At 48.5% G+C, this 20847-nt stretch carries 24 protein-coding genes; 6 read left to right on the forward strand and 18 right to left on the reverse strand.

The window, feature by feature from the left end:
* Position 1: 1 nt before the first annotated feature.
* From V7S65_RS25070 to V7S65_RS25120, 11 genes are all read right to left on the reverse strand, one after another.
* Positions 2–853, reverse strand: a complete 852-nt coding sequence (locus V7S65_RS25070; protein ID WP_079473488.1) for a hydroxymethylglutaryl-CoA lyase — start codon at positions 851–853, stop codon at positions 2–4.
* A gap of 37 nt (positions 854–890) precedes the next feature.
* A complete protein-coding gene (gene rlmB / locus V7S65_RS25075; RefSeq protein WP_227024617.1) occupies positions 891–1712 on the reverse strand; it encodes a 23S rRNA (guanosine(2251)-2'-O)-methyltransferase RlmB in 822 nt (273 codons plus the stop codon).
* A 20-nt stretch (positions 1713–1732) separates the two neighbouring features.
* Positions 1733–2299 carry an NUDIX hydrolase gene (locus tag V7S65_RS25080; protein ID WP_336388204.1) on the reverse strand — a complete coding sequence of 189 codons (567 nt, stop codon included), beginning with the start codon at positions 2297–2299 and terminating at the stop codon, positions 1733–1735.
* 48 nt (positions 2300–2347) lie between these two features.
* A complete protein-coding gene (locus tag V7S65_RS25085; RefSeq protein WP_336388205.1) occupies positions 2348–2788 on the reverse strand; it encodes a GNAT family N-acetyltransferase in 441 nt (146 codons plus the stop codon).
* A 128-nt stretch (positions 2789–2916) separates the two neighbouring features.
* Complete coding sequence (locus V7S65_RS25090) at positions 2917–3837, reverse strand: EamA family transporter (RefSeq protein ID WP_336388206.1); 921 nt, start codon at positions 3835–3837, stop codon at positions 2917–2919.
* Complete coding sequence (locus V7S65_RS25095) at positions 3830–5248, reverse strand: pyridoxal phosphate-dependent decarboxylase family protein (RefSeq protein WP_336388207.1); 1419 nt, start codon at positions 5246–5248, stop codon at positions 3830–3832. Before V7S65_RS25095 ends, V7S65_RS25090 begins: the two co-directional genes overlap by 8 nt.
* Before the next feature lie 111 nt (positions 5249–5359).
* Entirely contained in the window at positions 5360–5845 is a 486-nt protein-coding gene (locus tag V7S65_RS25100; RefSeq protein WP_111579117.1) for a methylated-DNA--[protein]-cysteine S-methyltransferase, read from the reverse strand.
* A gap of 9 nt (positions 5846–5854) precedes the next feature.
* Positions 5855–6763 carry a DNA-3-methyladenine glycosylase family protein gene (locus tag V7S65_RS25105; protein WP_336388208.1) on the reverse strand — a complete coding sequence of 303 codons (909 nt, stop codon included), beginning with the start codon at positions 6761–6763 and terminating at the stop codon, positions 5855–5857.
* A gap of 59 nt (positions 6764–6822) precedes the next feature.
* On the reverse strand, positions 6823–7104 hold the full coding sequence (locus tag V7S65_RS25110; protein ID WP_336388209.1) for a hypothetical protein: 282 nt from the start codon (positions 7102–7104) through the stop codon (positions 6823–6825).
* Positions 7105–7193: 89 nt separating this feature from the next.
* Positions 7194–7634, reverse strand: a complete 441-nt coding sequence (locus V7S65_RS25115; RefSeq protein ID WP_079473482.1) for a carboxymuconolactone decarboxylase family protein — start codon at positions 7632–7634, stop codon at positions 7194–7196.
* Positions 7635–7655: 21 nt separating this feature from the next.
* The gene (locus V7S65_RS25120; protein ID WP_111579114.1) at positions 7656–8003 is read right to left on the reverse strand and encodes a nuclear transport factor 2 family protein; all 348 of its coding nucleotides are present in this window, start codon (positions 8001–8003) and stop codon (positions 7656–7658) included.
* 97 nt (positions 8004–8100) lie between these two features.
* Between V7S65_RS25120 and V7S65_RS25125 the strand changes: the two genes are divergently transcribed.
* Entirely contained in the window at positions 8101–9531 is a 1431-nt protein-coding gene (locus tag V7S65_RS25125; protein WP_336388210.1) for an aminotransferase-like domain-containing protein, read from the forward strand.
* A 105-nt stretch (positions 9532–9636) separates the two neighbouring features.
* A complete protein-coding gene (locus V7S65_RS25130) occupies positions 9637–11064 on the forward strand; it encodes an aminotransferase-like domain-containing protein (protein ID WP_336388211.1) in 1428 nt (475 codons plus the stop codon).
* 231 nt (positions 11065–11295) lie between these two features.
* Here the strand turns inward: V7S65_RS25130 and V7S65_RS25135 are convergent, their stop codons facing one another.
* The 4 genes from V7S65_RS25135 to V7S65_RS25150 all read right to left on the reverse strand — a co-directional run bounded on the left by V7S65_RS25135 (position 11296) and on the right by V7S65_RS25150 (position 14173).
* Complete coding sequence (locus tag V7S65_RS25135) at positions 11296–12045, reverse strand: glucose 1-dehydrogenase (RefSeq protein ID WP_079473478.1); 750 nt, start codon at positions 12043–12045, stop codon at positions 11296–11298.
* A 19-nt stretch (positions 12046–12064) separates the two neighbouring features.
* Entirely contained in the window at positions 12065–12820 is a 756-nt protein-coding gene (locus V7S65_RS25140) for a glucose 1-dehydrogenase (protein ID WP_336388212.1), read from the reverse strand.
* 153 nt (positions 12821–12973) lie between these two features.
* Positions 12974–13243, reverse strand: coding sequence for an ArsR/SmtB family transcription factor (locus V7S65_RS25145; RefSeq protein WP_079473476.1), 270 nt, complete (start codon positions 13241–13243; stop codon positions 12974–12976).
* 15 nt (positions 13244–13258) lie between these two features.
* Complete coding sequence (locus V7S65_RS25150; protein ID WP_336388213.1) at positions 13259–14173, reverse strand: AraC family transcriptional regulator; 915 nt, start codon at positions 14171–14173, stop codon at positions 13259–13261.
* Between the two features lie 87 nt (positions 14174–14260).
* On the opposite strand from V7S65_RS25150, the gene V7S65_RS25155 reads away from it, so the two are divergent.
* Both V7S65_RS25155 and V7S65_RS25160 read left to right on the forward strand, forming a co-directional pair.
* Positions 14261–15340, forward strand: a complete 1080-nt coding sequence (locus V7S65_RS25155) for an alkene reductase (protein ID WP_336388214.1) — start codon at positions 14261–14263, stop codon at positions 15338–15340.
* An 89-nt stretch (positions 15341–15429) separates the two neighbouring features.
* Entirely contained in the window at positions 15430–15891 is a 462-nt protein-coding gene (locus V7S65_RS25160) for a hypothetical protein (protein ID WP_336388215.1), read from the forward strand.
* Positions 15892–15931: 40 nt separating this feature from the next.
* Here V7S65_RS25160 and bla read toward each other — a convergent pair whose 3' ends face one another.
* Positions 15932–16831, reverse strand: coding sequence for a class A beta-lactamase (gene bla, locus V7S65_RS25165; RefSeq protein WP_336388216.1), 900 nt, complete (start codon positions 16829–16831; stop codon positions 15932–15934).
* A gap of 117 nt (positions 16832–16948) precedes the next feature.
* Between bla and proB the strand changes: the two genes are divergently transcribed.
* Together proB and V7S65_RS25175 are read left to right on the forward strand one after the other, a co-directional pair.
* Entirely contained in the window at positions 16949–17983 is a 1035-nt protein-coding gene (gene proB, locus V7S65_RS25170) for a glutamate 5-kinase (protein WP_079473472.1), read from the forward strand.
* Between the two features lie 12 nt (positions 17984–17995).
* Complete coding sequence (locus tag V7S65_RS25175; RefSeq protein WP_336388217.1) at positions 17996–19243, forward strand: glutamate-5-semialdehyde dehydrogenase; 1248 nt, start codon at positions 17996–17998, stop codon at positions 19241–19243.
* A gap of 28 nt (positions 19244–19271) precedes the next feature.
* Here V7S65_RS25175 and V7S65_RS25180 read toward each other — a convergent pair whose 3' ends face one another.
* Positions 19272–20345, reverse strand: coding sequence for a class I fructose-bisphosphate aldolase (locus V7S65_RS25180; RefSeq protein ID WP_336388218.1), 1074 nt, complete (start codon positions 20343–20345; stop codon positions 19272–19274).
* Positions 20346–20410: 65 nt separating this feature from the next.
* Complete coding sequence (locus V7S65_RS25185) at positions 20411–20578, reverse strand: hypothetical protein (RefSeq protein WP_336388219.1); 168 nt, start codon at positions 20576–20578, stop codon at positions 20411–20413.
* Positions 20579–20847 lie beyond the last annotated feature (269 nt).

Here is a 20847-nt window from a genome sequence, read left to right on the forward strand (position 1 = left end):
GTTAATCTTTAAAAACAGCATCTGCCAGTCGCTGTGTGCCCCTCAATGCCGTCATATCCAGTGTGAGCGGCTCTTTCCGCTGATGGCAGAAAGCAATCATGTTTTCCGTAGCCAGGTTGCCTACCAGCTCATCTTTAGCCATAGGGCAACCGCCGATTCCTTTAATCGCGCTGTCAAACCGTTTGCAGCCCTGCTCATACGCGGCCAGCACCTTATCTTCCCAGTTATGCGGCGCTGCGTGAAAATGTGCGCCGAACTCCACATCCGGGTACGCGGGGATGAGGTGTTTGAACAGGCCGGTAATAGTAGCGGCATCTGCAACACCTACCGTATCAGCGAGGGAAATAACGCCGATTTCCATCTTCACCATTTCTTCTACCCACTGTAATACAATTTCCGGGCTGTAAGGATCTCCGTAAGGATTACCAAAGCCCATAGAAATATAGATTACCAGTTCTTTCCTGTTCTTAATGCACAGTTCCTGCATGGAATGTACCTGTTCCAGGGATTCGGCAATTGTTTTATTGGTATTTCTTAACTGGAAAGTTTCTGATATGGAGAAGGGAAAACCCAGGTAATTTATTTCATCAAATACCACCGCTTCTTCTGCTCCCCGCAGGTTGGCCACAATGGCCAGCAGCTTACTTTTGGAGCCAGACAGCTGCAGCCGGGGGATCACGTCTTTGGTGTCTGCCATCTGTGGGATGGCTTTGGGAGATACAAAGCTGCCAAAATCGATCGTATCAAAGCCTACTTTTAACAGGGAATTCAGATACTGCACTTTTTCATCCGTACTGATCATTCTGTGCCAACCCTGCATGGCATCACGAGGGCATTCAACTAGTTTTAGCATAGTAAACCATTTTCTTTGCGGGTTCCCGCGGGTCCGCTTAAATATTTACCGTTCTTTGTTTCAGCGCTTCATATAAAATGATGCCGGCCGCCACAGATACGTTGAAGGATTCGAAGTTGCCAGCCATCGGAATACGGAATAACACATCAGAAGCCTTTATCAGCGCGGGGTACACGCCTTTGTCTTCCGAACCCATGATCACCGCCACCGGCTCCCGGAGATCGCAATCGTACAACTTTATTTCCGTTTCCATTTCACTCGCCATTACCTTGATACCGTTGAGATGCAGGGTATCAATGGCTTTGTTCAGGCTGTTGACCCGGCAAACCGCGATACTTTCCAATGCACCGGCAGACGATTTCACGGCCTCTTCATTCAGTGCGGCAATGCCTTTATCAGGAATAATGATGGCCTGTGCGCCGCAACACACGGCACTGCGGGCAATTGCGCCTATATTACGTACATCTGTAATACCATCCAGTATGAGGAACAGCGGGGTTTCGCCCTTTTCTGTAACATGCGAAATCACATCCTGCAGATCCAGGTAGGTTACGTTGCCGGCAATGGCTACCACTCCCTGGTGATTGGCCTGGGTAAGCCCGTTGAGCTTCTCCACCGGAACATAGTTGATGGGGATATTGTTGGTTTGGGCCAGCTCCCTTATTTGCGGAATGATGTCGCCGGTAGCGGTGCGCAGCATGAAGATGCGCTCAATCGACTTCCCGGTGCTCAGGGCTTCCAATAACGGCTGACGGCCAATAATCATGGTAGATTGCTTTGGCCGCTGCGTTGCATATTTTTTCGGGCCTCGTTGCCCGTCTCTTCTTTCACCTTTGAAAGCGTTAAATTTCCTTTCCATTTGCTGCAAAGGTAACGGGTTTATTTGTTTAATAAGCCTTCATAGCCCATTAGCTTTACTTTTTGTATGGCCGCTACCGATAAGGAATCCGTGATCTCAAAGTCATTTACCATCCGGTAGGCTTCTTCAAAAGGCACTTTTTTAACGATCAGCTGCTCGGTTTCTTCGGGTTCAGCCTCCCGTTGCTCCAGTCCCCTCGCCAGGAACACCACGCCTTCTTCATCAGAAACAGAATTGGACAGCGCCATGCGCGTAATTACTTCCCAATGGGATGCCACCAGGCCGGTTTCTTCCAGTAATTCCCTTTTGGCGGTATCCAGCGCAGTTTCTTTTCCCAGCAGAGCACCGCCCTCAGGGATTTCCCAGCAAAACTGCTTTAACGGGAAACGGTATTGCCCTACGAGGTAAATATTCATATCATCGTCCAGCGCCACTACTCCCACCGCGAGGTTTTTAAAATGTACCACGCCGTAAATACCGGCGCCACCGGCAGGATTTAATCCCTCGTGATGCCATATACTGATCCAGTTATTGTCATATCGCATTTCCCGGGAGTGAATGGTCCAGGGATTCTTTGTTGTGTCCATCGTATTTTACGAAGCAGCGCGCGGAAAGTTTCCTTCGCGCCCTGTTTTTTAAAGTGACTTATAATAGTAGTAGGAGTTCGTATCTTTTATGAACCCTTCTTTTTCGTAGAGTTTCTGTGCCCCGGTGTTGGCAATGTAGGTTTGCAACATCAACCAGGCAGCATGGGTAGACTTACCATATTCCGTTGCTTTATCCAGCAGGGCTTTGCCGGCGCCCATACCGCGGTGTTCTTCCAATACATACAGGTCGTTCAGCAACCAGCCTCTTTTCATTCCCAGGGAAGTGAAGATGGGATAGAGTTGTGTGAAACCAATAATTTCGGCATTCAGCATCACCACAAATATTACACTGTCTTGTTTCGCAATCCTTTCTGTAATAAAACCCAGTGCCCCTTTAAAATCGGGCGCCTGATCATAGTAGCCGCGGTAGGCATCAAACAATACCGCCACCTCATTCGTATGTAACTCCGTTGCCTGAATAACGTCCATAAGATAACAGATTTAAGAATCCATCTCAATTTAATTCATTTCCATAACAAAAGAAAAGATGCTCGTCCGGTAAACACCGGGGTGAGCATCTGTCTATTAACTTCTACCTTAAAAAATTATAGCTATTACTATTTTGCAGCCGCTGCAAGGCTTTTCTTACTTTTGTTCACCGCACTGTTCACCAGGTATACGCCACCGATGGTGACCAGTGAACATACACCGGTTAACCAGGTGAGGTTCTCGTGCAGGATGAGCCATCCCAGCAATACCGCCACCACCGGGTTGATGTAAGCATAAATGGATACCTGTGCAGGCGGAAGATTATTCAACGCAAACACATAAGCGGAATATGAAAACACCGAACCTACCAACACCAGGTACAACAGGCTTTCCCATAATTCAGTAGTAAAACTCTGCACTTCCACATGCTGTCCCAGGAATAAAGTAGCTACCAGCAACATGATGATGCCGCTGAAAAACATCTGGAATCCTGCGCCATACAGGTAATTCACACCCAGCGACCACTTCGCCGTAAGTACAGAACCCAGTGCCCAGAATATACAGGAGATAAAACCGATGATGATTCCGAACTGGAAATCCGGGTTCATGAGACTTGATAAATAATTATAAAAGATACCTGCCACGCCGCCAAAGCCCAGGATCATACCAATGATCAGCTGTAAACTAAGCCGGGTACGTTGTACCAGGAAATAGCTGGTGATGGTGATCCAGATGGGAATGGTAGCTGCAATGATCGCTCCCAGTCCGCTGGGAATATATCTCAGCGCCCAGGTAAGCAAACCGTTGCCACCACATAGCATGAGTGTACCAATGACAAATAATTTCGACAACACTATTTTCTCCGGTAACTTATATCCCTTCAGTAAAAAAAATCCGGTGATCAGAAATCCGGCTGCTGCCTGTCTTATGCCTGCCAGCATCACTCCGTGCATGTGTCTTACGCCCACACTGGATGCCAGGTAAGTGGTTCCCCAAAAAATACTTACAATGGCAAGCGCGATGTAAGCATTTGTATTTGATTTACGCATAAGTATATTTATTCACTATTTTTTCTGCCAGTACCTTCATGGTATCGTAGGCCAACAAAACATCTTTCCCGCTGGTGCGCCAGTTTACCAATGCCGCGCGGATGGCCGGCCGGCCGGCATAAGTGGTAGCAGTCATACATACCACGCCGCTGTCGTTCAGTGCATCCAGGTATTCCTGTACGGCTTCTGCCGCTGCTTCCGGCGCCACTTCCAGCGTGAAGCAAACCACGCAGAGCCTTACCGGTGATAGCACCACAAAATTCGGGTCTGTGTCCAGCAGGCTGCCCAGTTGTTTGGCCAGTGAAATATTATTTTCAACGAGCCAGCGATATCCTTCTTTGCCGTATGCCATCAAAGAAAACCATGCCGGCAAAGCGCGTTGGCGGCGCGAGTTTTCGGGTATATAATTTATGAAATTAAATTGCGTTGCCGGGTCGCCTAAATAAGCGGCGCCTGCATTCTGGAATACGGCCGATTGTAACTCCGGGTGCCTGCAAAAGATCATCGCGGCATCATAAGGCACATTCAGCCATTTATGTGCATCGATGGTGATACTATCAACCTGTTCCCATCCGTTCAGCAGGTGTTTCCACTGATCGCTGCAGGCGGCGAATCCGCCGAAAGCGGCATCTACATGCAGCCAGAAACCATATTCCTTTTTCAGTTGCACCAGTGCGGCAATGTCATCAAAATCAACGGTGTTCACGGTGCCGGCATTGGCCACATAAATAATGGGCGTTCCTTTGTTCGCTTCGAGGTATTCTTTCAACGCGGCGATGTCCACACTTTCACGACCGGGCAATACCGGAACACGCACCAGGTTATTGCGGCCTATTCCCATCATTGAAATGGCTTTACCGATGCTGGAATGCGGCACGGCAGATACTACTTTCAGTCCTGGCAGTGCGGCAACACCATCGGCTGCAATGTCCACTCCATGCTGCAATCCCACCCATTGCCGGCCGGTAGCCAGGCCGGTGAAGTTGGACATGGTAGCGCCGGAAACAAAGCATCCTAAAAATGCTTCCGGCAGTCCGAATAATTCTTTCAGTAAAGCAATGGTTTCCGTTTCAACATAATATGCGGCTGAACTTTTATCAGAAGAATTGAGGTCCATTGCAGATGCGAGCCAGTCGCCCATCAGGGCGGCAGGTGTAACGCCGCCGGTTACAAAGCCCCAGTAGCGCGGCCCTGCGGCGGCGGTAATGCTGTTGCCATATTGTTGCCGGAATGCTTCCAATGTAGCTGCACCTCCTATCCCGGTACCGGGAATGGATACACGGCTATTGATCTGCACCTTTTTATCGGCTGCCAGTTTATCTATTGCTGATAAAAACCTGCTGCTGAAATCCTTGGTTAACTGTAATAACTGATCTGTATGTTTCAGGTCTTCCTGCAATTTCAATTCCATGATTACTCGTTGTTGATGAGAATTTTCGGGTGGTAATGCAGGAACAAAATTGAGATAATTTATTATCTGAAAACAGATTCAGTTTTTGAAATATTGACCAGATCAGATTTTTCAGAACAAACCGGTAAATAAATCTGTGCGTTCATGTTCCAGGAGCCAGCGTTTACGCCAGAGACCACCGGCATAGCCGGTGAGCGTGCCATTGCTGCCAATTACGCGATGACAGGGCACAATGATGGCCAGTTTATTTTTACCATTGGTAGTGCCTACTGCGCGGATGCTTTTGGGATTATGGATCCGGCGGGCGAGTTGCTGGTAAGAAATGGTTTGTCCGAATGGAATAACAGTTAGTTGTTGCCACACCGTTTGTTGAAACTCCGTTCCTTCCTGGGAAATGGGCAGGTCAAAAGTTTTGCGGTCGCCCGCAAAATATTCATACAGCTGCTGCGCGCAATCCAGCAGTAGTGCAGGCGCCTGGGGGAAATCCACTGCGGGTTTATCTGTAAAAGAAACAGCGTTTATAAAATGTGCTGTACCACTGATCAGCAGCGGTCCAACGGGGGTGTCTATACGTAGATGATACAATCCGTCTTCCATAAATTTAATCTATTGGGGTAATAGTGACCTCCACAAATAAAAAGTGGCGTATGCTGCATGCTCCTTCCACGGCTTTGTATACTCCTGCAATGCTGGCATAGAAGGCTTCGCTTCCAAATTTAATCTATTTTTTATTGCATTCTGCAAACCAACATCTTCCAGTAAAACGGATTGCGGAAAACGGCGGTACTTCATCAGTGCATAGTTGGCCGACCAGTTACCAATTCCTTTCATGGCAACCAGGCTTTCACGCGCGGCTTCATAGCTCATGGTATCCAGCGTAGCCTCGCTGAGCGCACCACTGGCCATTTGCCGGGCGGTTTCCACGAGGTACAATGCTTTACTGCGGGAAAACTGCATCGGTGTAAGCTGATCCGGTGTTAATGCGGCTATCACCTTTGGATGGGGGTATAAATAAAAATCGGTGTTGTCTACCACTACGTGATACCCAAACTGCCGGATAAACCGCTGCCGCAATGTATAGGCGAAGGCGAGGTTTATTTGCTGGCCTATCACGGGCCAGGTGATGGCCTCAAAAAGATCAGGCATACCTATCAGGCGAAGACCGTTATATTTTTCTGCCAGTCCTTTTAAGAGCGGGTCTGTTTGCGTATACTGATAAAATGGTTGCAGATTAGCGTCCAGGTGCCACCAATGCGTGATATACCTGATAATGGGCGCTTCTGCCACCGCCTCCCCGGCGGGCGCCAGGACGGTTACTTCCAGGAAGTTGTTTTTTGAGCCGGGCGCAATTTCCACTACCACCGGTTCACCTTCCGACAACAGCATGCGCCGCACTTTTCCATGGTGTATATAATGCAAACATTCTTTATCCGATCTCCCGAGGAAACGCAGGCATTCTTCAAAGGAGAAATGCGCCGGGTCGTTGATGGGGATCTTTATTTTCTGCAAAGCCATGTTGCGAAAATACGGAAAGCGGGGATTTTTGATTTACGGTTTCTTGCGGATTTGCCCGGTTAAGCAAATATCCATTGGTATACCAGCGCTCCCGGTAACATGCCGGTAATACCGCCGATAATACTGGCCACGGCGTCCATTACATCGTGGTGTCCTTTGCCGGTGATTAATGAAAACAACTCAAAGCCATAACTGATAACGATGACCACTGCCAGGGCCACAAGGGCCGCCAGTAACGGCCGGCCAGGAAACGTTAATGCTGAAACCACTTCGAGTACCGCCCCCATGAGGATGCCTGCGAAAAAATGCTTCCATTTATCAGGCGCTATCTTATTAAACATATCCGATATAAAATTACCTGCGGGGAAGATAATATATATTCCGGAAGGCGTCTCCAACTAATCATTCAGCCGGAGACACCCTTATGATATTATCCCTGCGGCAATGTTCTTGATGTAATCGCAATGCGGTTCCATGAATTAATGGCGACAATGGCCATTGTGATAATTGCTATTTCCTGTTGCGTAAAAACGGCCTGTGCGGCTTTGTACACCTCATCCGGCACCCGGGTAGCGCTTACCAGCGTAACGGCTTCTGTAAGTGCGAGGGCCGCACGCTCTTTGTCGGTATAATAAGGCGCCTCTTCCCAGGCCGGCAGTCCGTAGATGCGTTGCTCCGTTTCTCCCATCTGGCGGGCTTCTTTGGTGTGCATATTCAGGCAGAAAGCGCAGCCATTGATCTGTGAGGCGCGGATCTTTATAAGTTCTGTGAGGGTTTTATCAAGGCCGCATTCGTTAACAAAAGCCTGCAATCCCATCATGGCTTTATATGCGCCGGGCAGGAGTTTGTAGATGTCCATTCTTGCTTCCATAATTATATTTTTTTAAGATGATTAGTAGAAAAACTGTTCACTGATAATTTTACCGTCGCGTACTTTATAGATGCAAAGTTCATTTCTCGTCCGGCGGCCGATGCCGTTGACCGTTACATCCATCAGCAGCTGCACCGCGAAATAATCGTCGGCCACAACGGGCTCTGAGATCTCCAGCAGGTGTCTTTCCGAGATGCTGTCGAGGAATGCCTGCTCCTTTGCCATGATGGCTGTTAACCCGGTAGTGGTGCGGCCGTCCGGCTCCAGGTTTACCGCATCTTCATGGAACAGCGTGGCCTGTGCCTCCGGAAATTTCCACGCTCTGCAAAGTTGTACCAGCGTTTGTGCAATTCGTTTAACAGCAGTCATGATTGTGGGTTTAGGATTACAAAATAACGGCAAAAAACACCACCAAAACAGATACAGAATTATCGATATTAAACCATAACAGATTAACTTTGGGAAGATGAAAAAGAATAATGGGTTTATCTATCTTCAGCTGGCGGAGAAGATCCAGCATATGATCAGTGAGGGCGTGTATGCGGTGGGCGACAAGCTGCCCTCTGTGCGATCCCTGCACCAGGAACACGGCATCAGCATCAGCACGGCTTTGCAGGTATACACCCACCTGGAAAAAAAAGGCTGGGTGGCCTCCCGGGAAAAATCAGGATACTTTGTACACTATTCAAAAAAATTACGCCCCGATCTGCCGCCGGTAACAAACCCTTTGCCTACTCCACTAAAAGTACAGATCAATGAAAAGCTGGCCATGTTCCGGAAAACCAGCGGATCACATAAAACCATTTCACTGATAGGCGCATCGCCGGATGTGGCGCTGCTACCGGATGTGAAGCTGAAGAAAGCGCTGCAGCTGGTAGCGCGTGAACTGGATACTTCGTATATCCCTTACGGTGATATTTACGGCCATGAACCTTTCCGGAAACACATTGCCAGGCATTGTCTTAACTGGTGCCGGGCGGTATCGCCACAGGATATTATTGTTACCCACGGCGCTATTGAGGCTGCAGGTCTTTGCCTCCGCGCGGTAGCCAAAGCCGGCGATACCATTGCCATTGAGTCACCTACTTTTTTTGGGCTGCTGATGGCCATTGAGAGCCTGGGCATGAAAGCGCTGGAAATCCCCACCGACCCGGTAATCGGCGTGAGCCTGGATAAACTGGAAGACGCTTTTAAGCAAAAGAAAGTACAGGCTTGTCTTTTTGTAAGCAACTACAACAACCCGATGGGCTGTTGCATCCCCGACAACAGCAAGGAACAACTGGCGAAGCTGCTGAAAAAATACCAGGTGCCGCTGATAGAAGATGACGTATACGGCGATCTGCATTTCGCACCGGAAAGGCCCAGAACGGTGAAATCATATGACGAAGAAGGACTGGTACTTTACTGTTCGTCTTTCTCAAAGTCTATTGCCGCGGGGCTGCGCACGGGTTGGGTGATTGGCGGTCGTTACAAGGAAAAAATTGCGCAGTTGAAATTCATGGCCTCCGGCGCCACCGGGATGTTGCCGCAATTAGTGCTGAGTAAATTCCTCGATCAGCAGCGGCTGGACCTGCACCTGAAATCGCTGCGGCAATCGCTGAGTATGCAAACTATGCAGATCACGAAAGCGATACAGGAGTATTTCCCGGAAGATACACAACTGACGCGCCCCAACGGCGGCATCAGTTTATGGGTAGTACTTTCGCCAAAAATAAACACCTGGAAGCTGCATGAAGAAGCGGTGGAGCAAGGGATCACGTTTACGCCCGGCGCACTGTTCTCCAGCCAGGACCACTACCAGAACTGCATCCGGCTTACCAATGCCAATCCCTGGAGCGACGACCAGGACTGGGCCATTCAAACGCTGGGCAGGCTGATAGGGAAACAACTGCGATAAGCACGGGTGGCCGGCGGATGAACTACCGCATTCCTCTCTCCCGAAAAAATTAAAATAAAACAGATGCTATTTTTGTATTTTTGACCAGATCAGATTAGCAATGCCATGATAAAAACCGCCGATCACCTGTACCTGCAGGTAGCTGATAATATTGAACAGCTGATAGAAAAAGACGTGATGAAAATCGGGGAGAAACTGCCGTCTGTGCGCATGCTCAGCAAGCAACAAGGGATCAGTTTAACCACTGCCTTCCAGGCGTATTATCACCTGGAATCAAAAGGACTGATTGAGTCCAGACCCAAATCCGGTTATTACATCCGCTTTAATTCCAGGCGTATGCCTGCCATGCCGGGTACCTGTGCGCCGGTAAAGAAAGCCAGTGAAGCCACGGTGAGCGATATGGTGATGGAAGTGTTCAGTCATATGAGGAACCCGAACATCCTGAACTTCTCTGTGGCTACGCCTCCGCCGGGACTGATGCCTGCCGCTAAAATGGCGAAGGCCGTGGTGCATGCGCTGCGTGACCTGCCCAACAACGGCATCGGCTATGAGGAGTTACAGGGCAACAAGCTGCTGCGTGGACAAATAGCCCGGATGTCGCTTGCCTGGGGCGGCGCCTATACGGAAGATGATATTATTACTACGAGTGGTTGCATGGATGCGCTGACGTTGTGCCTGTCGGCCGTAACACGTCCCGGCGATACCATTGCCATTGAAAGCCCCGCGTATTATGGCTCTATGCAGCTGGCGGAAAGTCTTGGCTTAAAAGTGCTGGAAGTGCCTACGCATCCGGTTTCCGGCATTGATCTCGATTACCTCGACAAAGCCATTCCGCGTCATAAAATCAAAGCCTGTTTATTTGTTACCAACTACAACAACCCGTTGGGTTCCTGTATGCCGGATAAAAATAAAAAGGCGCTGGTAGACATGATGGTGAAGTATGACATAGCGTTGATAGAAGATGATATTTACGGCGATCTGTATTTTACGAAACAACGTCCTGCCAATTGCAAAACGTTTGATAAATACGGTCATGTGTTGTTATGTAATTCCTTTTCCAAATCACTGGCGCCCGGCTACCGCGTTGGCTGGACGTTACCGGGAAAATATAAGGAAAAGGTGCTGCTGATGAAACAGAACCACTCTATTGCCTGTGCATCGCTGCCGCAGGCGGCGGTAGGGCATTTCCTGGAAATAGGCCGGTACGAATTTCACCTGCGCAATTTGCGGAAGGTGCTGCACACCCAGAGTTTACGGTATTCACAGGCCATCAGCGAATATTTCCCGGAGAATACCAGGATATCACGGCCGCAGGGAGGTTGTGTGCTTTGGGTGGAACTCGACGAATCCATCAATACGTTTGAACTGTTCCAGCAGGCGCTGAAACATAAGATCAGCTTCTGCCCCGGAAGGATCTTTTCTTTACAGAATAAATACAACAACTGTTTACGTATCAGTTTTGGTCCGGTATGGAGCAAGCAGGTGGATGACGGGCTGAAAACGCTGGGGAAACTGATCCGGAAGATGAGCTAAAAAAGCGAAGACCGGAATAAGATTATTCCGGCCGCTGTTAAACCTACAACTTAAAATTTTTAAAGTTGCTGCCAGATACCCGTATAGCAAGCGGCATCCGGCAGGCAACCAATGGGGTTTGCAAACATCCTAAACAACCGTTAACTGTAAATCAACAAAGAATTTTTTAAAGTCCCTGCTGCCGGTGCAGCATTTGCACAATGCTGCACACTGCAACGCCAGGATCATTTATTAAGCGATCAACGGGTGCACCATAAGGCCGCCGTCTACATTATATTCTGCACCTGTAATAAACGAAGCATCATCGGATGCCAGGAAAGTGACCAGGCTGGCAATATCTTCCGGTTGTCCTAACCTGCCCAGGGGCGTAATATTGCTCAGGTGTGTTCTGGCTTCATCCGGTAATCCTGCTTTCTCCAGTAGTGGCGTGCTGATAATACCGGGGTTCACTATGTTTACCCGTATTTTCCTTTCCGCCAGTTCCCTCGATAATGTTCTGCCCAATGAGTTCAGCGCTGCTTTACTGGCAGATAGTACTGTGGCATTGGGTGTTCCTGAATATGCGTTCAGGGCCGACAGCAGCGTGATAGAACCGCCATCGCTGATGAGGGGAAGTAATTGCTGGATGGTGAAATAAGCACCTTTGAAGTTAATGTTCATTAATTCATCGTATTGCGCCTCTGTTACCGTTTCAAACGGCGCTAATTTCGCCACGCCAGCATTTACAAATAAGGAATCTATTTTCCCGAAACGGCCCTGCAGGTATTCATACAGGCGCCGTATATCATTCATGTCTGACTGATCTGCTTTAAAACCTTCTGCAGGGTGGCCCAGTGCGTGTACGGCCTTTTGTACCGCACCAGGCTGACGACCTGTTATCAAAACCTTTGCTCCTTTTGCTAAAAATGCCTTTGCTGTTGTGTATCCAATTCCACTGTTACCGCCTGTGATAACAACTATTTTGTCTTTCAGAGATGACATGAATGATGCTTGTTTGAGATTAACCGATTAATGGATGAACACTGATACCTCCGTCGATGTTGTACTCTGCACCTGTGATAAAGGATGCGTCGTCTGAAGCGAGGAAGGAAACCAGTTTGGCAATTTCTTCCGGTTGTCCTATTCTGCCTATCGGTAATGCTTTGGCCAATTGTTCTTCACTGATCGCTTCTTTTGGAATACCTGCCTTTTCAAGGATAGGTGTGGCTACCGGTCCGGGGTTTACAATATTTACCCGGATTTTCCTGGAGGCCAGCTCCCTTGATAAGGTGCGTCCCAGCGAGTTGAGTCCTGCTTTGCTGGCGCTGTATACTACTGCTCCCGGCATACCTGCGAGTGCATTTACGGAAGACAATAAAATGATGGTACCACCGTCGTTGATCAGCGGCAGCAGATGCTGCACGGTGAAGAAGGCGCCCTTCAGGTTAATGTCCATTACCGTATCAAAGGAAGCTTCTGTTACATCAGCAAATGATGCAAACGCTGCTACTCCCGCATTCACAAACAGGATGTCTATTTTGCCATAACGGTCACGCACATACTCCGCCAGTTTCTGTGAGTCATTTATTTTTCCCTGGTCTGCGATAAAACTATCCACCTCTCCTCCTAACGCTGCCACAGCCTGCTGTACGGCTTCCGGCTTGCGTCCTGTAATCAATACCTTTGCTCCTTTCGCCAAAAAATCTGCTGCTGTTGCATATCCTATACCGCTGTTACCGCCCGTGATGACAGCTGTTTTATTCTGTAACTGGTCCATTCTATTGATTTATTTAAGTTTATCAATGTGTCATATCTAAAAAAAAGAGAAAATCTTTCTCTATCAATCCATTAATTTAAAAGTATCAATATATATAAGTATAAAAAAAGCTGTTGGTTACCCGCCCGGTAGCACCTCAGCCCCTTTTTGTACCTAACTTAATTGTAAAAAGAACATAGACAACTGTTTCATCATCTCCTTATTGAGCGTCAGCTCCAGAGATCTCCCATTTTTCACAGAATGCAGTACGCCACTATCTACCAGGATCTTTACGTGATGCGACACCGTAGGCTGCGACAAACACGTAAACCCGCACACATCACCACAAACCAGCTTTCCCTTCTTAACAACCTCCATTATAATAGATAATCGATGTTTGTCGGCGATGGCATTTGCTGCTTTTTCTATAACTGCTAAATCCATAAAGCAAAAGTAAGACTATTTTTGAAATATCGAAATATTTCGATGAATATTTTTTTCAGCCCCCTCTTTTTTGGCCTGAACCTGCTCCTTCCGGTAAGCGGCCGGGGTAAGGCCATAATATTTTTTAAAGAGCCGGCTCATATGACTTTCGTCTGTAAACCCCAGCTCATCAGCGATTTCCGAAATGGTGAGGTCGCTGTAGCTCACCCTGAGCTGCACCAGGTTGAGTTTGTGATGAATAATGAATTGCTGCAGGCTCTCATTCGTTTGCTTCTTGAAAAACTCCCCGATATAATGCGGGGAAAGATTGAATTGTTTCGCCAGGTGCTCCTGCTTCAGCATATCGGGGCAATAAATATATTGCCGGATATACCCGATCATCCGGCTGATCAACGGAGCGGCGTTGTCTGTTCCATCTACATTTATATCCTCCGCCACATTCCGCGCTACTATATTCAACAGCAAACTTACATAGTGCTGCAGGTTTTGCTGGTAATAGGGTGGCTTCTTCTCATATTCATCCATCATATTGCAGATGAGCGCCATGATCATGTCACAATCGTTCTCCTGGCTGATCAATAACTGTTCCTGCCGGTTGTGGTAAAAGAACAGGTACTCCAGTTGCCGGAGCCACTCGCCCAGCCGCGCCTTTTCGGGCGCCGAATGAGACATGCCCACGAACATTTCAGAAAAGCGGATCGATACAAATTTTGTAGGCGTTTCTTCTTCAAACCCGCGGCAGTCGCGCGGCGTAAATAAAAACAGGCTGCCTTTATGATAAGGGAACCGGTTATTATTTACCGTCCGGAACCCGCTACCTTCGCGGATATGGATGATCTCAAAAAAGAAATACACCTTCGGCTGCGGATCCCAATCCGACATATCTGCCTGTAACAACTCAAACGGCGTATATAAATTTCTTTCTCCCATAACCTGTAAAATTACAATAATCACCCCGGATTCTACCTGTTCCATGTCTGCACACCTGTCTAATTTTGTGTTATAAAAAAGATGAAAATGAAATTACTGGAACCGGTTGCCTCAAACACATTCACATTAAACAACAGGATCGTGATGGCGCCCATGAGCAGAAGAAGAGCTACCAACGGCGTACCCGATGATATGGTGGCCACGTATTACAGTCAGCGTGCAGGCGCAGGATTGATCATAGCAGAAAGCACCGCCATAAGCCCTAATGGCGTAGGCTACTACCGCCTGCCTGGCATTTACAACAACGAACAAATAGCCGCATGGAAAAAAGTAACAGATGCGGTTCATGAAAAAGGCGGCACCATATTCCTCCAGCTTTTACATAGCGGAAGAATTGGCCATCCACTGAACCTCCCCGGTGGCGGGCCTTTGCTGGCGCCATCAGCAATAGCTGCCAATGGCAGCATCACTACGGTACAAGGCCCTATGCCCATGCCCGTACCTGAAGCAATGAGCACCACCGCAGTAGAAGAAATGATCGGGCTGCATCTCAAAGCAGCGGAAAATACTATTGCCGCAGGTTTCGACGGCATAGAAGTACATGCTGCACATGGTTACCTTATTGAACAATTTATGCACCCGCATACCAACAGGCGTACGGATAAATATGGCGGCAGTATTGAAAACAGGAGTCGCTTTTTACTGGAGATCGTACAAGGCACCATTGATATTGCCGGAGCACATAGGGTAGGCATCCGCTTCTCTCCTTTTGCAGCACACAATAGCTTGCCATTATACGATGAAGAAATAGCTACTCACCTGTACCTGATCCCGAAACTAAACCAGATGGATATACGCTATATTCATCTCTCTGATCAATCTACCAACGGCAGTTTACCGATCCCTTCAAATTACATTGGTTTATTACGGCAGCAGTTTAAAAACTGGCTGATCCTGGCAGGTGGTTTTACAGCAGACAGTGCAGAAAAAACACTGCAACGAAATGAAGCAGATCTTATTGCATTCGGACGCCCCTTTATCTCTAATCCCGATCTGCCAGAGCGTTTCAGACATCAGCATCCACTGGCGCCGGGCGATAAAAGCACCTTCTATCAAGGTGGCGCAGCAGGGCTGATAGATTATCCATGTATGAACATATTGCAATAGTTGCATGGGGTATATTTTATATTATCTTTACGCCATTACGCTGTAGTAAAGTGTAACGAATATGCCAAACAACTATTGCTATGAAAACCATGAAAAAGCACCTTATCTTACCTTTAGCGCTCATTACTTTCTATGCATGCCAGGAAAGAAAAATTCCGGAGGAAAAAATTCCGACAGATGCAGCTCCACCTGTGCAGGCTGTAACCGAAAGCGCCAGCCAGATTACACGTCCCTGCGCAATACTTCATACGCCCGACAGTATTCAACTGGAACATCTGAAAAAAGATAACGGGGAAGAAGCATTTTATACCATCAATGAAGATTACCAGAACTACATAACAGATGCCCGCGCCTTCCTGGAGGAAAAGGGCGTAAAGATTATTGAACCTGCCGGTGGCAACATCAGTTTTCATTCGGCCAAAGGAAGTGCCGCTACGCTCAATTTAAGTGATGTTAAATACAATTGGGAGATGTGGTTATTTGATGGGGACAAACTCCACAAAATAGATATCATGGATATTGAAAACGAGTATAAGAAATACATGAAATAATTTTCAGCAGGCAGTTTCAAAAATGAAACTGCCTGTTTTTTTATTTGCTCCAGTGGTCGTATGCTGCTTTCGCAATTTTAGCAATGGTTCCCTCCCGCTCTTCCTCACTTGCTTTTGCATCAGACACAAATACCGTAATAGCCAGGTGATGTCCGTTTGGCAAAGTAATAATACCAACGTCATTGGTGGCACGGGTTAACCCGTCTGCGGTCCACGAGGTGCCCGTTTTATGCGCTACCACTGTGCCGGCCGGCAGTAATCCTTTTAATCTTTTTGCACCGGGTCTTGAAGTCACCATCAGGTGCATCAGGTAATTTTTGCTGCTGTCGGACAACACCGGTTCCTGGTAAAATATTTTCAGCAGCTGTGTCATGGCCATTGGGGTAGACCAGTTCTTATACTGGATCATTTCGCTGGGCACCTGCACTTTTTCCGTGGTGGAAATGGCCAGCTGTTTTACGCCCAGGCTGTGTACATAAGCATTCGCTTTGGCGGTGCCACCCAGTAAGCGCAGCAGCACATCACAGGCGCTGCCATCGCTGGCGCGGATATTATAATCGATCAGTTCTCCCAGTGGCATATCAAAATTTCCCTCCGGATGCTGGTCCCGTACCGGGCTTACCCCTCTCGGCCCTATCAGATCGTCTTTTGTTACGTGTATGGGTTGATCCAGCCGGAATTTGTGCTGGTCCACCTGGTGGAGCATGGCCATGGCAATCGGGAATTTATACACGCTCTGCATCGGGAAATGCTGGTCGCGGTTAAAGGAAACGGTGTCCTTTGTTTCCAGGATTTCCGCATATACCCCAACTTTCCCAGATATATTTCCGGCGATACCTGCAATTTGCTGACGAAGTGTTTGCTGGCCTTTGGCCGTTGGGAGACAGGCAACAGAAACGGCCATAGTGGCTGTTATAAACATGGCAACATGCTTTCTCATATAGCAGGTTAAATCAATATAAGAAGTTAAAATAGGGCTTTCCCGGCAACCGGAACAAATTATGCATTTAGAATTTCGCCGTGTTAATATTATTTTAGGCTCCAAATAGAGCAGAAATTGAGTAAACCGATATTAGTTATAAAATTTGGAACAGCGTCGATCACCCATCAGAACGGTGACCTTGATGAAACCGTGATTGCCGGTATAGCACGGCAGGTAGCAGAGTTACATGCCGATTATCATATTGTGCTGGTGTCGTCCGGGGCTGTGGCCGCCGGCAAACAGTTTTTACGTCATTACAACGGCACCATCAGCGAGCGCAAAGCCGCGGCAGCCGTGGGTAATCCGTTGTTATTGAATAAATACAGCCGTTATTTTGCCCCTTATAGTATTGCAGTAGCGCAGAGCCTTTGTGAACGCCAGCATTTCTCCGACAGGAACCAGTTTCTCCAGTTAAAACGTACTTACGAGGAGCTGTGGGCCAGCAACATTATCCCCATTGCCAACGAAAATGACGTGGTGAGCAGCCTGGAGCTGAAATTTTCCGACAACGACGAGCTGGCCACGCTGATAGCCGTGGGCTTTGGTGCACAGCTATTGTTGTTCAGCACCTCCGTAGCCGGCGTACTGGACAGGGAGGGGCAGGTGGTGCCACAGATAGACGTTATTGACAAGGCAGCCCTGGGACTGGCAGATAAAGAGAAATCCGCCCTCGGCTTAGGCGGCATGGTATCCAAGCTCACCTTCGCCCGCCTGGCCACCAGGATGGGCATCAGGGTCGTTATTTTCGGTATCCGCACAGAGGATGGCATCCTCAATGCCATTGCGGGCAAAACAGGTACCTTGTGCCTGCCGCAGCCCTGCAGCATGCCCGCCCGCAAAAAGTGGCTGGCCAGCGGCAGCCTGGTTACCGGCAGGATCCAAATTGACGCCGGCGCACAAAAAGCCCTGGAAAAGCGTCACAGCCTCCTCGCCGTAGGCGTGCAGGCTGTACTCGAAAAATTTGAATGCGGGGAAGTCATTGAAATTGTGAACGAAGACAATATCGCCATCGCCGTAGGCAGGACGAAAATTGCATCAGACACTCTCGACACCCAACACAAAGCACAGAACATTGAAGTGGCCCACGCCGATGACATCGTGCTGTTATAAAGAAAAACAATCATGCAAACGATACAACCATTACTGGAAAAAGCGCAACAGGCAGGCGTTTCCATACGTACCCTCGCCGATGCACAGAAACAGGCATTGCTGCGCAAACTGGCATCGGTGATCCTGATCCGGTCGGAAGACATTATCACAGAAAATAAGAAGGACCTCGACCGCATGCCGGACGAAGACCCGAAAAAAGACCGGCTGCTGCTGACAGATGCGCGCATCCGCGATCTCGCCTCCAGCCTGGAAGATATTGCCGGCCTGCCCGATCCCGCCAATGTACTGGTGCTCGAAAGAACCCTCGGTAACGGCCTCCTGGTACAAAAGAAAACCGTGCCTCTCGGCGTGGTAGGCGTGATCTATGAATCGAGGCCCAATGTAACCGTGGATGTAGCCGCGCTCTGTATCCGCTCCGGCAACGTATGCGTGCTGCGTGGCGGCACGGATGCCTTTTATACCAACACCATCCTCGTAGCACTGATCCAGGCCGTATTAACGCAGTTTGGGGTAGATGAACATGCCGTGCAGCTGCTGCCGGTTGACCGCAGCTTTGTAATGGAAATGCTTACTGCCGTAAAGTATATCGATATCATTATACCACGTGGCTCCGAACAACTGATCGAATTTGTGCGCACCAACTCCAGGGTACCGGTCATTGAAACCGGTGCGGGAGTATGCCATACCTACGTGGAAAAAACTGCCGACCTGCAACAGGCTGCGGCCATTGTTACCAATGCGAAAGTTTCCCGCCCGTCGGTATGCAATTCGCTCGACACCGTGCTGGTGGATGAAGCCGTGGCTGCGGATTTCCTCGCATTACTCGCGCCGCAGCTGCAGCACTACGCGGTAGACGTATATGCGGACCCGTTAGCATTCGATATCCTGCAGAAAAATAATTATCCGCATCTCTTCGCTGCGCAGCCGGAAGATTTTGGCCGGGAATTCCTTTCGCTCAAATGTTCCGTAAAAGTAGTGCCCGACACCAACGCAGCGCTGTCGCATATTCAAAAATATTCTTCCCGTCACTCAGAAGCGATTATTTCCAGCGATACCGCCATCAGTGAGCGTTTCCTCAACGAAGTAGACGCCGCAGCGGTATACGTGAACGCCTCTACGCGGTTCACCGACGGTGGCGTATTTGGTTTGGGTGCGGAAATAGGCATCTCCACGCAGAAGCTGCATGCGCGGGGACCTTTTGCGCTGGAAAAGCTGGTAACGGAAAAATGGTTTGTACGTGGCAACGGCCAGGTAAGATGAGTGGAGGGACTTCCCTCCACTCCCTCCGCTACGCAATCGTGATCTGTTCATTCAGGTATACATCCTGGATGGCATTCAGCAATGCTGCTCCTTCCACCATCGGGCGTTGAAAGGCTTTACGCCCGGAGATCAGTCCTACACCGCCGGCTCTTTTATTAATCACCGCGGTGCGTACTGCCTCTGCCAGATCGGCCTCTCCTTCGGAGGCGCCGCCGGAATTGATCAGTCCCATGCCGCCCATATAGCAATTAGCTACCTGGTAACGGCACAGGTCAATGGGGTTATCTGAGGTAAGTTCTGTATAAATACGTTCGTCCAGTTTACCATACGAAGACGTTCCGGTATTCAATGCTTTATAGCCCCCGTTTACCACCGGCAATTTCTGCTTGATGATATCCGCCTGGATAGTTACACCGAGGTGATTGGCCTGCCCGGTAAGATCGGCTGAGAGGTGATAATCCACATCTTTCTTAAAAGCGTCATTCCGCAGGTAACACCAGAGAATAGTAGCCATGCCCAGTTCATGCGCCCTTGCAAAGGCCCGCGATACTTCCACAATCTGGCGGTCGGATTGCTCAGAGCCGAAATAGATGGTGGCTCCAACCGCTACTGCGCCGAGGTTCCAGGCTTCTTCCACAGTGCCGTACATTACCTGGTCGGCCCGGTTGGGATAAGTGAGCAGTTCATTATGATTGAGCTTGACAATAAAAGGAATGCGGTGCGCATAGTTACGCGACACCGACGATAACACGCCAAAGGTGGAAGCCACTGCATTACAGCCGCCTTCTATCGCCAGCTTCACAATATTTTCCGGATCAAAATAAGCCGGGTATTTGGCAAAAGATGCGCCGGCGCTGTGTTCCACGCCCTGGTCTACAGGAAGAATGGACATATAGCCGGTGCCTCCGAGACGGCCATGCTGAAACAATTGCCCCAAACTGCGCAACACCTGCGGGTTGCGGCTGGAAGGTTGGTAAATTTTATTGACGGTATCCGGTCCCGGCAGGTGCAGCAGGTCTTTACTGATAGTTTTGCTTTGATGCTGCAACAGGGTATCGCTTTCTTTGCCTAATAATTCGCTGATTTTTTCCAAGGATAACATAAGCATGACTTTTTTTGATACACCTAATTTAAGGATTTAATACCGCACCGGTATGCGGCAGTTATTCAGTAAGGAGTTGGGCCTTTCGGGCGGGGCTGGTCTTCCCGCTCTTCCGTTACCATTTCCGTACCTTCAAATGCGCCTCCGGAGCCGTCATGAATAATAGGTTCCGGCTTTACTTCGTCTTCCTTTTTGACTGATTTTTCTTCGTTGGGATTGATACTCATTTCCATAATAACAAATGTACTGATTACTTATAAATCGTTATTTGGGTAGGACATGAAAAAAATGAAATGAATTTAACTTTAGGAATAAATACTATAACTTTGGTTGCCAGCGTTCATACCCCTTAAAAAGGATGCCGGAAGAATTATCAATAGGATAATAACCCTCAGAAGATCATTAGGTTTCTATGAAAAGATTTTTTTGCCTGCAACACAAACTGTCATAGCCCTTTATTTAAGGCTATCCCGAGCTTAACTTACTTAAACCCTACGATGCT

The organism is Chitinophaga sp. CCNWYY40 (assembly GCF_037483205.1).
GTDB classification, from domain to species: domain Bacteria; phylum Bacteroidota; class Bacteroidia; order Chitinophagales; family Chitinophagaceae; genus Chitinophaga; species Chitinophaga ginsengisegetis.